Here is a 13,611-nt window from a genome sequence, read left to right as displayed (position 1 = left end):
CGCTTAAGATTGCATCCATGACCGACACCCTCCTCATCGGCGATCGTGACGCGCGACCCCGCACCTACGAGGTGCGCACGTTCGGCTGCCAGATGAACGTGCACGACTCCGAGCGGCTGAGCGGGTCCCTCGAGGCGGCCGGCTACGTGCGCGCGGAGAACGGCGACGCCGATGTCGTCGTGATCAACACCTGCGCGGTGCGCGAGAACGCGGACAACAAGCTCTACGGCAACCTCGGGATTCTGGCCGCGACGAAGCGCACGCACGACGGGATGCAGATCGCGGTCGGCGGCTGCCTGGCCCAGAAGGACAAGTCGACGATCCTGGAGAAGGCACCGTGGGTCGACGTCGTCTTCGGCACCCACAACATGGGCGCCCTGCCGGCGCTCCTCGAGCGGGCGCGCCACAACGAGGAAGCCCAGATCGAGATCCTCGAGTCGCTCGACGTGTTCCCTTCGACGCTGCCCACGCGCCGGGAGTCCACGCACAGCGCGTGGGTGTCCATCTCCGTCGGCTGCAACAACACCTGCACGTTCTGCATCGTCCCCGCCCTGCGCGGCAAGGAGAAGGACCGCAGGGCCGGGGATATCCTCGCGGAAGTTCAGGCGATAGTCGACGACGGCGCTATTGAGGTCACGCTCCTCGGCCAGAACGTCAACTCCTACGGCGTCGAGTTCGGCGACCGCCAGGCGTTCAGCAAGTTGCTCCGTGCCGCTGGCGGCATTGAGGGGCTGGAGCGCGTGCGCTTCACAAGCCCGCACCCGGCGGCCTTCACCGACGACGTGATCGACGCGATGGCGGAGACGCCCAACGTCATGCCGCAGCTGCACATGCCCCTTCAGTCCGGCTCCGACCGCATCCTCAAGGCGATGCGCCGCTCGTACCGCTCCGGGAAGTTCCTCGGGATCCTCGACCGGGTGCGCGCGAGGATTCCGCATGCCGCGATCAGCACGGACATCATCGTCGGTTTCCCCGGGGAGACCGAGGAGGACTTCCAGGAGACCCTCCGGGTCGTGGAGCAGGCCCGCTTCGCGTCGGCGTTCACCTTCCAGTACTCGATCCGCGAGGGCACGCCCGCGGCGACGATGGAGGACCAGGTCCCGAAGGCCATCGTCCAGGAGCGCTACGAGCGCCTGGTCGCTCTGCAGGACCGCATCTGTCGCGAAGAGAACGAGAAGCTCGTCGGCACGCGCGTCGAGGTGCTCGTCACCGCGGCGGAGGGTCGCAAGCAGTCGGAGACCCACCGGCTCTCGGGTCGCGCGGAGGACTCGCGGCTCGTGCACTTCGAGGTTCCCGAGGGCAGCGCCGTGCCGCGGCCCGGCGACGTCGTGAGCGTCGAGATCACCCAGGCCGCATCGTTCCACCTCGTCGCTGACTCGATCGACGGCGCCCCGCTCGCCATTCGCCGAACACGCGCGGGCGATGCGTGGGACCGCGCCGAGGCGGCGTCCTGCGCCGTGCCGGCGGGGCCGGCCAGTGCGGGCGTCTCGCTCGGGCTGCCTACGCTGCGGGTATCGACGATCCCGATCTACGACGTGAGCGACGGGCAGCGCTGAGCGTGCCCGCACACCGACGGCCTCGCCTCGTCGTCATCGTCGGGGCGACCGGCACCGGCAAGTCCGACCTGTCGCTCGAGCTGGCCGAAGGGCTCCGCCGTCGAGGGCACGAGCCCGAGATCGTCAACGCCGACGCGATGCAGCTCTACCGCGGCATGGATGTGGGCACGGCGAAGGTTCCCGTGGGCGAGCGCCGGGGCATCCCGCACCACCTGCTCGACGTGCTCGACCCGGCGGACGAGGCGAGCGTCGCCGACTACCAGGCCGACGCGCGGGCCGCCATCGAGGCGATCGAGGGGCGGGGGAGCGTGCCCATCCTGGTGGGCGGCTCCGGCCTGTACGTGTCGGCGGTCGTGCAGGACTTCCGATTCCCGGGGACGGATGCCACGATCAGGGCGCGGCTCGAGGCCGAGCTCGAGGCGACCGGGCCGGGAGCTCTGCACCGCAGGCTCAAGGAGCTCGATGCCGGCGCGGCGGCGGCTATCGGGCCGAGCAACGGCCGCCGACTGGTCCGCGCCCTCGAGGTGATCGAGATGACGGGGTCGGAGTTCGGCTCCGGCCTGCCCGAGGGCGCACCGCCCTGGCGCGAGGCCACGATCCTCGGTCTGCGCGCCCCGCGGGAGGAGCTCGTTCCGCGGCTGGACGAGCGCGTGCGGGGGATGTGGGCCGGGGGCATCCTCGACGAGGTGCGCGGCCTTGGCGAGCTCGGCGTGACCGCGAGCCGTGCGATCGGCTACGCGCAGGCTCTCGCGCAGCTCGCGGGAGACCTCGACGAGGGAGGGGCGATCGAGCAGACCCAGGCACTGACGCGCCGGTACGCGCGGCGGCAGGTGGGCTGGTTCCGCCGCTACGACGCGCACTGGCTGGAGTACGACGACCCCGGCCGCCACGCGGCGGCGCTGGGCCTCGTGATGGGGGAGGATTGAGGGATGGCGACTATCCACTTCACCAAGGGCCACGGCACGGGCAACGACTTCGTGCTGTTCTCCGACCCCGACGGCGAGACCGATCTGACGCCCGCGCAGATTGCGGCGATCTGCGACCGGCACTTCGGGGTGGGCGCTGACGGCGTCCTGCGCGCGGTGCGGTCCAAGAGCATCCCCGAGGGCGCGGCCGCCCTCGCCGAGGACTCCGACGCGGAGTGGTTCATGGACTATCACAACGCCGACGGCTCGATCGCGGAGATGTGCGGCAACGGCATCCGGGTCTTCGCCCGCTACCTCACCGAGAACGGCCTCGCGGAGCTCGAGCCCGGCGGCACGCTGCCCATCGGCACCCGAAACGGCGTGCGCGACGTGCAGCGCAATGCGACCGGTTTCCAGGCCGACCTCGGTCGCTGGGCGCTCGACGGCGGTGAGCCGCTGGTGCGCGCCAAGGAGCTCCCGGTGGCCCGGCCCGGGCTGGGGATCAGCGTCGGCAACCCGCACGTCGTCGTCGCCCTCGCGAGCGACGAGGAGCTCGACGGCGCCGACCTGACCTACGTCCCCGTGCTGGAGCCCACTCCCGAGCACGGCGCGAACGTCGAGTTCGTGGTCGCGGCCGACCCTCTCGTGAAGGACGGCGTCGGTCACATCCGGATGCGCGTGCACGAGCGCGGCAGTGGCGAGACCCTCAGCTGCGGTACCGGCGCGGTCGCGGCCGCTCTCGCGACTCGGCACTGGGCTGGGGCCGGCGCTCCGCACCAGTGGCGCGTGGACGTGCCGGGGGGCACCGTCGGGGTACGGATGTTTCCCACGGAGGACGGCGAGCACGTCTCCCTCAGCGGCCCGGCCGAGCTCGTGTTCGAGGGAACGCTCGAGGTCTAACGGACGAGGTCGATCGGCTGCGTGCCGCCGGTGCGCTTGCGCGCCCTCAGAACGCGGTAGCCCTTGTTCGTTGCCGCGCGGATGAAGCTGAACTCCTCCGGGAACGTCGCCTGCAGCCAGCGGTGCAGCGAGTCGGAGCCGAGGTTTCGCTGCACCACGAGCCATCCGTCGCAGCCGGGCTCGAGGCGGGGGAGCCATTTCTCGAGCAGCCCGTGCAGCTCGTTCTTACCCACGCGGATCGGCGGGTTCGACCAGATGGTCATGAATGTCACGTCATCGGGAACATTGTCGGGCGTAACTGCTTTAATGTTCGGTATGGACATTTTTTCAGCGTTCGCCCGCACCAGGTCTAGTGCGCGCTCGTTGACGTCCACGGCCCACACTGTCGCATGAGGTGACTCGAGCGCGAGTGTGAGGGCCACCGGGCCCCAGCCGCAGCCCAGATCGAGCAGGTTCCCGCCGGGCGGCGGGGCGGGCACGCTCGACAGCAGGACCTGCGTCCCGGTGTCGATCCGCTCGGGGCTGAACACGCCATTGGCCGTCGTCAGCTCCACATCACGGCCGGCCAGCCTCGCATGAATCGTGCGGGTCTTGAGCTCACTCCCCGGTGTTGAGGAGAAGTAATGCTCACTGGCCATGCAGAGAACTTACCGAAGACTACGAAAGTAGGGTTAACCAAAATGACTGAATCCAGCACAAACCCCACCACCGAGGCGACCGACGCCGCCGTCGAGCGCGTTCTGGCGACCGAGGGAGCCCGATCGGGGTACACCCTCTTCGGGGCGGGAACCGCCCAGGCGCTCCAATCCGACAACCAGTACGACGGCGATCGAGACGGCGACCAGTTCGACCGCGAGGACCGGCAGGCGCTGCGGCGCGTGGCCGGCCTCTCCACCGAGCTGGAGGACGTCACCGAGGTCGAGTACCGCCAGTTGCGCATCGAGAACGTCGTGCTCATCGGCGTCTACGGGCAGGGGACGCTCGGCGAGGCCGAGAACTCGATCCGCGAGCTCGCGGCGCTGGCGGAGACCGCGGGAGCGGTGGTTCTCGACGGCCTGCTGCAGCGCCGGCCGCATCCCGACCCCAGCACGTACTTCGGCAAGGGCAAGGCCGAGGAGCTCGCTGGGGTGGTCGCCGCCACCGGCGCCGACACCGTGATCGCCGACACCGAGCTGGCCCCGAGCCAGCGGCGCGCGCTCGAGGACATCGTGAAGGTCAAGGTGATCGACCGCACCGCGGTGATCCTCGACATCTTCAGCCAGCACGCCACGAGCCGCGAGGGCAAGGCGCAGGTCGAGCTCGCGCAGCTCGAGTACCTGCTGCCGCGCCTGCGCGGCTGGGGCGAGTCGATGTCCCGGCAGGCCGGTGGCCAGGTCGGCGCGGGCAACGGCATGGGAAGCCGCGGACCGGGTGAGACGAAGATCGAGCTCGACCGCCGCCGCATCCACACCCGCATGGCGCTGCTGCGCAAGAAGATCAAGGGGTTCGGCCCCGCGCGCGAGGCGAAGCGGGCGAACCGCAACCGCTTCGAGGTGCCCAGCGTCGCGATCACGGGCTACACCAACGCCGGAAAGTCGAGCCTGCTCAACCGCCTCACCAGCGCGGGCGTGCTCGTCGAGAATGCCCTGTTCGCGACGCTCGACGCGACCGTGCGCAAGTCGATCACGGAGGACGGGCGCCCGTTCACCTTCACCGACACCGTCGGATTCGTCCGCAACCTCCCGCACCAGCTCGTCGAGGCATTCCGCTCGACGCTGGAGGAGGTCGGGCAGTCCGACGTCATCGTGCACGTGGTCGACGCCTCCCACCCCGACCCGGGCGCTCAGCTCGCGACGGTTCGCGATGTCATCGGGGAGCTCGGCGCCCGCGACATCCCGGAGATCGTCGTCTTCAACAAGAGCGATCTCGCGGATGACGACCAGCGCCTGCTGATCCGGGGGCTGGAGCCCACCGGGGTGTTCGTCTCCGCCCGCACGGGCGAGGGCATCGAGGAGCTGCTCGCGCGCATCGCCGAGGTGCTGCCCGCCCCCGAGGTCGAGCTGACGCTGCTGGTGCCGTACGACAGGGGCGAGGTCATCTCGCGCCTGCACGTGCAGGGGCGGGTGCTCTCGACCGACTACCGGGAGGACGGAACGCTCGTGAAGGCGCTGGTGCACCCCGCGCGCGTATCCGACCTGCAGGAGTTCGTAACAGTCTGACTCGGTCGGGCGGCATGTGTTTAGACTCTGTGAGTCGGGCATGCCGCTCGACAGGAGCGACAGCCGAGCCCGGCACCCGCCCACTCGGACCGTCTCGTCGACCGAAGGGGAGTGCTGTGGCTGGAGACCCCGCCTGTCCCACGTTCTCGTTCGAGCTCTATCCGCCGCGCACGCCCGCGGCCGAGGCGAAGCTGTTCGACTCGATCGACCGCCTCTCCGCCGTCGGTCCGGAGTTCATCTCGGTCACCTACCGCCCGACGGGCCCTGACCGTGCCGCATCGCTCGCGGTGCTGGGCCGTCTTATCCGCGAGCACCGTGTCCGCGCGATGGCGCACCTGACCTGCGTGGGCTCGTCGTACGCCGAGGCGAGCCGGGTCATCCGCGAGTTCCTCGACGAGGGGGTGACGAGCTTCCTCGCGCTGCGCGGCGATCCGCCCCCCGGCCAGACCGAGAGCGACGACTTCCTGGGAGACATCGCCACGGCGGGAGAGCTCGTGCAGCTCATCCACCGGGTCCAGGCCGAGCGCAGCCCGTTCAGCTTCGGCGAGATGCCGGGCTTCCCCGCGGCAAAGCGCCTCCGCAGCGGGGAGAAGGTCACCATCGCCGTCGCGACCTTCCCGAATGGGCACCCGCGCTCGCGCTCGCGCGCGCAGGACATCGACACCCTCCTGGCCAAGGAGGCCGCGGGCGCGAACCTCGCGATCACCCAGCTGTTCTTCGCCGCCGACGAGTACCTGGAGTTCGTGGCGGATGCCCGTGCCGCGGGCGTCACGATGCGCATCCTGCCCGGCATCATGCCCGTGGTCAGCGTTCAGCGGCTGCGCCGAACAATCGAGCTGTCGGGGGAGCCCATGCCCCGTGAGCTGCTCGCCGCGCTCGAAGCCGCGCCGGACGCGGACGCCGCGGCGCGCGTGGGGCTGGAGGCGAGCATCGACCTCGCCCAGCGGGTCCTCGCGGGCGGCGCCGACGGCGTGCACCTCTATACCTTCAACAACGCGGAGGTCCCGCTCGCCGTCCTGGAGGGCGCGGGCCTGCTCGACACCACAGCACGTCACACGTCACAGTAAGGAAGTCATGACCCGTCTCAGCCGTACCGCCGCACCCCTCCTCATCCTGGCCGCCCTGGCTCTCGCCGGATGCTCGACCGCGGCGGCCCCGAACTCCAGCCCCACGCCCACGCAGGCGCCGGCGGAGGGCTGCGAGCAGGTCACCGTGGTCGTCGACTTCGGGGTGCTCGACGAGCCCTCGGTAGAGTCGTGCGCGGCCGCGGGCGCCGCCACCGACGTGCTGTCGGAGGCGGGCGTCACGACCGAGGGCACGGTGGACTACGGCGACCAGGTGGTCTGCCGGGTCAACGGCGAGCCGTCGGCGGAGGAGACCGTCACGATCGAGGGCCAGGCGCCCTTCACCGAGTCGTGCCAGACCCTCAACTCGGTCGCCTACTGGGCCCTGTGGGTCAAGACCGCGCCCGACTCCGAGTGGGAGTACGCCCAGGAGGGCGTGAGCACCCTCCAGCTCGAGGCGGGCCAGTCCGTGGGCCTCGTCTACACGCCCGGCACCGAGTCCACCCCGCCGCAGGGCTGATGCTCAGGACGCGCTTCGCGCCGCTGCGGGGCGCCGTCCTGCTCGCCGCGGGCTTCGTCGTCCTGCGCGTGGTCTACCGCGTGGTGTTCGGCGGCGCGGGCGGCGGCGGTGCTCTGATCGTCGACGTCCCGCGCATCCGGCTGGCCGGTCCGTTCGAGCACGTCACCTTGTTCGGCCCCGTCACGACCGGGGGGATCGCCAACGCGGCGCTGACCGCGGTCCCGTTCGCGGTGCTCCTCCTGGCGTTCGGCATCCTCTCCACTGTCGTCGACGTGCGGGCGCTGCTCGCGCGCGGCGCGGTCAGAGGGCCGGTGCGCACGGTGTCGCGGGCCCTGGTTGTCGCCTGGGCGACGTTCCCCGCGATGCTCGACTCGGTGCGCCGGGTGCGGGTGGCACGGGAGCTGCGCGCTGAGCGCGGGGCGGCGTCGCTGCTCGTCCCCGTCCTCGAGCAGACTGTCGAGCGCGCCATCGCCCTCGGCGCCTCCATGGAGGTCAGGGGCTTTGCGGCGACCGGGCGGGCGGAGGGGCGGTGCGAGCATCCCGCGGTGCTCAGGCGCGTCTCGCTGGGCTACGGGGACCGCTGGTGCCTCGAGGGCGTCGACCTCGACCTGGCGCCCGGTACCCTCACCCTGCTGTCGGGGGCTACGGGCTCGGGGAAGTCCACGCTGCTGCACGCGATGAGCGGACTCGTCCAGCACGTCTCCGGCGGTGTCCAGCGCGGCACGGTGGAGGTGGGCGGCGTCGACCGCCTCGCGGTGCCGCCCCGCGAGACTGCGGGCTTCGTGGGCGTCGTGCTCCAGTCGGTGCGGCTCTCGTTCGTGGCGGGCACCGTTGCCGAGGAGATCGGCTTCGCGCTCGCCAACCGGGGCGTGGCCCCCTCGATCGTCGCCGATCGCACCGGCGAGGTCGCCGAGCGGCTCGGGATCGCACACCTGCTCGGCCGGGAGATCCACGCCCTCTCCGCGGGGGAGGCCTGCCTCGTGGCCATCGCCGCAGCGCTGGTCGAGCATCCCGTGCTCCTGCTCGTCGACGAGCCGCTGGCCGAGCTCGACGACGCAGCCCGGCACCGGGTGGTCGGCGTCCTCGACGCGCTGGCCCACGAGGCCGGCGTCTGCGTCGTCGTGGCCGAGCACGACCCGGCTGACTGGGGCGATCGCCCGGATGCCCGCCTCGAGCTCCGCGATGGCGGCCTGTTCCCGTGGAGCGCTGCGGCCGCCGCCGAACTCCCTGCCGTACTGCCGGTCGCGGCCGGACCCACCATCGCCGAGGTCAGGAGCGTGTCCGTCGACCACGCCGGCCGCACCGCTGTCGACGCCGTGAGCCTCACTCTCGCGGCCGGCGAGATCGTCGCGCTGCGCGGGCCGAACGGGGCGGGCAAGAGCAGCCTGCTCCACGCGATGGCCAGGCCCGCCGGCTCCGTTCTCGTCGACGGCATCGACCTCTCGCGCCTCAAGCCCCGCGCCCGCCGGAGCGCGGTGGCGCTCGTCCCGGAGGCGTTCGACGACCTCCTCTTCGCCACGACGGTGGACGAGGAGTGCCGGCGGGCGGATCGTGCCGGGGGCGGACAGGGCACGGCGGCGCTGCTCGCGCGGTTCCTCGGGCGCGCGATCGAGGGGGACCGGCACCCGCGGGAGCTCTCCGCGGGGGAGCGGCTCTGCCTCGTGCTCGCGATCCAGCTCTCGGCGCGACCGCGGGTGCTGCTCGTGGACGAGCCCAGCCGCGGCCTGGACGCTGCGGCCCGGGCACTCGTCGGTGGCGCGCTGCGGGCCGTCGCGGCATCCGGAACCGCCGTCCTGCTGGCGACCCACGACGGCGAGTTCGCCGCCCGCTACGCCACCCGCACTCTCAGGATGTCGGCCGGGCGGCTCGACGAGCGAGTCGGGGCGACGACATGACCGCCCTCCAACAGACGCGCGCGGCGGGCGGCAGCGAGGCGTGGTCCCGCTGGTCGCTCGTGGTCGCGAGCGTGCTCGGGCTCGCCGGGTTCGCGTGGCCCCTGGTTGCGGCAGCACTGCCGACGGACGCGCAGGCGGCGGTGCCCGTCGTGGCTCTCGCGGTGGTGCCGGCCGTCGTGATCGCCGTGGCGCTCGGGCTCGACCGGCAGATGCACTCGGCGACCACAGTCGCGCTGCTGGGCGTGCTCGCCGCGGTCGGCGCCGCGGTCCGGATCGCCGGCACCGGGGTCGGCGGCGTCGAGGCCGTGTTCGTCGTGCTGATCCTCGCGGGGCGGGCGTACGGCGCCCGATTCGGCTTCCTGCTCGGGATGCTCACCATCGCGCTCTCGTCCGTGCTGTGGGGCGGGATCGGGCCGTGGACGCCGTTCCAGGTATTCGCGTGCGGCTGGGTCGCGGCGGGCGCCGGGCTCCTGCCGCGGATCCGGTCGCGGCGGTGGGAGCTGCTCGCGCTCGTCGCCTACGGCATCGTCGCGTCGTACGCGTTCGGCCTGCTCATGAACTTCTGGTTCTGGCCGTTCGCCGTGGGCGGCGGAACGGGCATCTCCTATGTCTCCGGCGGCCCGCTCGGGCAGAACCTGGCCTCGTTCGGGCTGTACTCCCTCGTGACGTCGACCCTCACCTGGGATACGGTGCGCGCCATCACGACGACCGTCGGGATACTCCTCGTCGGTCCCGCCGTCCTCGCCGCACTCCGCCGCGCCAAGGTGGGGCGGGCTCGCCTCACACCGAGAAGTAGCGCGCGGCCGGGTGGTGGAACACGAAGGCGTCCGTCGACTGCTCCGGGTGCAGCTGAAGCTCCTCAGACAGTTCGACGCCCATCCGCCCGGGCTTTAGCAGCTCGACGACCTTCCGACGGTCTTCCATGTCGGGGCACGCGGGGTATCCCAGCGAGAAGCGCGCGCCGCGGTAGTCGAGCTTGAACATCCCGGCGATGCTGTCCGGGTCCTCGTCGCCGAAGCCGAGCTCCGAGCGCACCCGGGAGTGCCAGTACTCGGCAAGCGCCTCGGTCAGCTGCATCGTGAGCCCGTTCAGCTCGAGGTAGTCGCGGTACTTGTTCTGGGCGAACATCTGCGCGGTGAAGGCGTCGACCGCGGAGCCCGCCGTCACCAGCTGCAGCGCGACCACGTCGATCTCGCCCGAGTCCTTCGGGCGCACGTAGTCCGCGAGGCACAGGTGTCCGTCGCGGCGCTGCCGCGGGAAGGTGAACCGCAGGCGCTCGGTGCCGACGGGGCCGCCCGAACCGCCGTCGGGCGAGAGCAGGCCGGCCGGGCCGACCGCGCCGGTGGGGTCGTCGCCGTGATGGAGGATGACCAGGTCGTTGCCCTCGGAGTAGGCAGGGAAGTATCCGTACGCGACGGACGCGTCGAGCATCCCCTCCGCGAGGATCCGGTCGAGCCAGTAGCGCAGGCGCGGACGGCCCTCCGTCGCGACCAGCTCCTCGTAGCTCGCGCCGTCCTCGGCCCTGCTGGGCTTCAGGCCCCACTGGCCCATGAACGTCGCGCGCTCGTCGAGGAATGCCGAGTACTCGGCCAGCGCCACACCGCGCACGATCCTGGTGCCCCAGAACGGCGGGGCCGGGACGGGGTTGTCCGTCGCGACGTCGGAGCGGGCGGGCATGTCCTCGGGCGGGGTGATGTCGATCGTGGCGCGCGCGTGGATGCGCTTCTTGAGGGGCGGCAGCCCGACCTCCGCGGCGTCGGCCCCGCGGGCGATCGCCACGAGGGGCTCCATGAGGACGAGGCCCTCGAACGCGTCCCGGGCGTAGCGCACCTCCCCGTCGAACATCGATGCCAGGTCGTCCTCGACGTAGGCGCGGGTGAGGGCGGCGCCGCCCAGGAGCACGGGCCAGCGCTTCGCGAGCCCCCGGGAGTTCAGCTCTAGCAGGTTCTCCTTCATCACGACTGTCGACTTGACCAGCAGGCCGCTCATGCCGATGACGTCCGCGTTGTGCTCCTCGGCGGCGCGGATGAACTCGCTCAACGGCTGCTTGATGCCGATGTTGATCACGTCGTAGCCGTTGTTGGTGAGGATGATGTCGACCAGGTTCTTGCCGATGTCGTGGACATCGCCGCGCACGGTGCCGATCACCATGGTGCCCTTGCCCGCGGCGTCAGACTTCTCCATGTGCGGTTCCAGCAGGGCGACGGCGGTCTTCATGACCTCTGCGGACTGCAGCACGAACGGGAGCTGCATCTCGCCGCTGCCGAAACGGGCGCCGACGACCTGCATGCCGGCGAGCAGGTGGTCGTTGATGATCCCGAGCGCCGTCATGCCGTCGGAGCGCGCGAGGTCGAGGTCAGCCTCGAGCCCCTTCGCCTCGCCGTCGATAATGCGGCGCTCGAGCCGCTCGCCGACCGGGAGGGCCGCGAGTTCGGCCGCGCGCTGGTCCTTGAGCGCCGCCGAGTCCACTCCCGCGAACAGGTCGAGCATGGCCGACAGCGGGTCGTAGGTGAGGTTGCCCTCGGCGTCGTACTCGCGCCTGTCCCACACGAGGTCCAGGGCGACCTTGCGGCGGTCATCCGGAACAGACGCGAGCGGCACGATCTTCGCGGCGTTGACGATCGCCGAGGTGAGGCCGGCCTCGACCGCCTCGTGGAGGAACACGGAGTTGAGGACGGAGCGCGCCGCCGGGTTGAGCCCGAAGGAGACGTTCGAGACGCCGAGCGTCGTGTGGATGCCCGGGTACTTCGCGGTGATCTGCCGAATCGCCTCGATCGTCTCGATCGCGTCGCGCCGCGTCTCCTCCTGGCCGGTGGCGATCGGGAACGTGAGGGCGTCGACGATGATGTCCTCGACGCGCATGCCCCAGGTGCCGACCAGCGTGTCGACGAGCCGCGAGGCGATGCGCACCTTGTTCTCGGCGGTGCGGGCCTGACCCTCCTCGTCGATCGTCAGGGCGACGACCGCGGCGCCATGCTCCTTGACGAGCGGCATGATCCGGTTGAAGCGGGAGTCGGGCCCCTCCCCGTCCTCGAAGTTCACCGAGTTCACGACGGGCCGGCCGCCGATCAGCTCCATCCCCGCCTGCAGCACCGCGGGCTCCGTCGAGTCGATGACGAGCGGCAGGGTGGAGGCGCTCGCGAGCCGGGACACTACGGAGCGCATATCGGCGACGCCGTCGCGGCCGACGTAGTCGATGCACACGTCGAGCAGGTGGGCGCCCTCGCGCACCTGGTTGCGCGCGATGTCGACGCAGTCGTCCCAGCGCTCCTCCAGCATCGCCTCGCGGAAGGCGAGCGAGCCGTTGGCGTTGGTCCGCTCGCCGATCGCGAGGTAGGAGGAGTCCTGGTCGAAGGGCACGTGCTGGTAGAGGCTCGCGACGCCCGCGTCCTCTTCGATCGTGCGGGCGCCTGCCCGCGCCCCGCCGATCCGCTCCACGACGGCGCGCAGGTGCGCCGGGGTCGTGCCGCAGCACCCGCCGACGAGGCCGAGGCCGAACTCCCTGACGAACTGCTCGTGGGCGACCGCGAGCTCGTCGGGCGTCAGCGGGTAGCTCGCGCCGTTCGCGCCGAGCACCGGGAGGCCGGCGTTGGGCATGCACATCACAGGGATGTGCGCGTGCTTGGAGAGGTGCCGGAGGTGCTCGCTCATCTCCTCGGGCCCGGTTGCGCAGTTGAGCCCGATCATGTCGATGCCGAGGGGCTCGAGGGTGGTGAGGGCCGCGGCGATCTCGCTGCCCATGAGCATGGTGCCCGTGAGCTCCACGGTCACCTCCACGAAGATCGGCAGCCGGATGCCCGTCTCCGCCATCGCCGCTTTGCCGCCGTTGACCGCCGCCTTGGCCTGCAGCAGGTCCTGTGACGTCTCGACGAGGAGGGCGTCCACCCCGCCGAGGATGAGGCCCTTGGCCTGCTCGGCGAACGACACCTTGAGGTGGTCGTAGGTGGTGTGGCCGAGGCTCGGGAGCTTCGTGCCGGGCCCCATCGAGCCGAGCACCCACCGCGTCCTGCCGTCGGCCGACTCGTAGGCCTCCACGGCGGCGCGGGCGATCTCGGCGCCGGCGCGCGCGAGCTCCTCGATGCGGTCCTCGATGCCGTAGTCGGAGAGGTTCGACCAGTTGGCGCCGAACGTGTTGGTCTCCACGGCGTCGATGCCGGTGTCGAGGTAGGCCCGGTGGATGGCGTCCACGATGTCGGGCCGCGAGACGTTGAGGACCTCGTTGCAGCCCTCGTGCTGCTCGAAGTCGTCGAGCGTCGGCCCGGCATCCTGGAGCATGGTCCCCATGGCGCCGTCGGCGATGACGACTCGCTCCCGAACAGCGCTCAGGAGCTCTTCGGAGCGACGGGGCAGGGGAAGCGTTCGGATGTCGGCGAGCGACGCGGAGGGCATCCCACCAGCTTATTCGGGCGCGGTAACAAAGGCCGTTGCCTCGTAACAAAAGGCGGGCGCGCGGCCGGTCTGGCTAGGGTTGGAGCAAGCGAAAGCCGAGCCCGGCACCCGCCCGCGACAGACGGTTGTGCCGTCGGCCGGGGCGGAGCACGTCGAGGGGCCGGGCATCCGTGATCTCCCTTCG

Annotated in this window: 9 protein-coding genes; 7 read left to right on the top strand and 2 right to left on the bottom strand. The window is 71.2% G+C overall.

The window, feature by feature from the left end; all coding sequences use genetic code 11:
- The first annotated feature begins 17 nt into the window (after positions 1-17).
- Genes miaB through dapF form a run of 3 tightly spaced genes read left to right on the top strand, consistent with a single transcriptional unit; the run spans position 18 to position 3,361 of the window.
- Positions 18-1,556, top strand: a complete 1,539-nt coding sequence (miaB, locus tag AC1RTC_RS05190; protein WP_493154409.1) for a tRNA (N6-isopentenyl adenosine(37)-C2)-methylthiotransferase MiaB — start codon at positions 18-20, stop codon at positions 1,554-1,556.
- A 2-nt stretch (positions 1,557-1,558) separates the two neighbouring features.
- A complete protein-coding gene (gene miaA / locus AC1RTC_RS05185; RefSeq protein WP_493154408.1) occupies positions 1,559-2,482 on the top strand; it encodes a tRNA (adenosine(37)-N6)-dimethylallyltransferase MiaA in 924 nt (307 codons plus the stop codon).
- A gap of 3 nt (positions 2,483-2,485) precedes the next feature.
- Positions 2,486-3,361: a diaminopimelate epimerase gene (gene dapF / locus AC1RTC_RS05180; RefSeq protein ID WP_493154407.1), complete on the top strand. Its 876-nt coding sequence runs from the start codon at positions 2,486-2,488 to the stop codon at positions 3,359-3,361.
- Here the strand turns inward: dapF and AC1RTC_RS05175 are convergent.
- Positions 3,358-3,999 (bottom strand): class I SAM-dependent methyltransferase, encoded by a 642-nt coding sequence (locus AC1RTC_RS05175; protein ID WP_493154406.1) that lies wholly within the window; start codon positions 3,997-3,999, stop codon positions 3,358-3,360. The two genes, dapF and AC1RTC_RS05175, sit on opposite strands and share 4 nt — an antisense overlap.
- Positions 4,000-4,041: 42 nt before the next feature.
- Here AC1RTC_RS05175 and hflX point away from each other — a divergent pair, with 42 nt between their 5' ends.
- From hflX to AC1RTC_RS05155, 4 genes are all read left to right on the top strand, one after another.
- The gene (gene hflX, locus AC1RTC_RS05170) at positions 4,042-5,559 is read left to right on the top strand and encodes a GTPase HflX (protein WP_493154405.1); all 1,518 of its coding nucleotides are present in this window, start codon (positions 4,042-4,044) and stop codon (positions 5,557-5,559) included.
- A 116-nt stretch (positions 5,560-5,675) separates the two neighbouring features.
- Positions 5,676-6,626, top strand: a complete 951-nt coding sequence (locus tag AC1RTC_RS05165; RefSeq protein WP_493154404.1) for a methylenetetrahydrofolate reductase — start codon at positions 5,676-5,678, stop codon at positions 6,624-6,626.
- 7 nt (positions 6,627-6,633) lie between these two features.
- Complete coding sequence (locus AC1RTC_RS05160) at positions 6,634-7,143, top strand: hypothetical protein (RefSeq protein ID WP_493154403.1); 510 nt, start codon at positions 6,634-6,636, stop codon at positions 7,141-7,143.
- On the top strand, positions 7,143-9,038 hold the full coding sequence (locus tag AC1RTC_RS05155) for an ATP-binding cassette domain-containing protein (RefSeq protein WP_493154402.1): 1,896 nt from the start codon (positions 7,143-7,145) through the stop codon (positions 9,036-9,038). The genes AC1RTC_RS05160 and AC1RTC_RS05155 overlap by 1 nt, the downstream gene beginning before the upstream one ends.
- A gap of 780 nt (positions 9,039-9,818) precedes the next feature.
- On the opposite strand, the gene metH is transcribed toward AC1RTC_RS05155, so the two are convergent.
- Positions 9,819-13,427 (bottom strand): methionine synthase, encoded by a 3,609-nt coding sequence (gene metH / locus AC1RTC_RS05150; RefSeq protein WP_493154401.1) that lies wholly within the window; start codon positions 13,425-13,427, stop codon positions 9,819-9,821.
- Positions 13,428-13,611: the final 184 nt, after the last annotated feature.

It is taken from the genome of Rhodoglobus sp. GW821-FHT12B09 (assembly GCF_058809925.1).
This window is presented reverse-complemented; position numbering and strand designations above follow the sequence as displayed.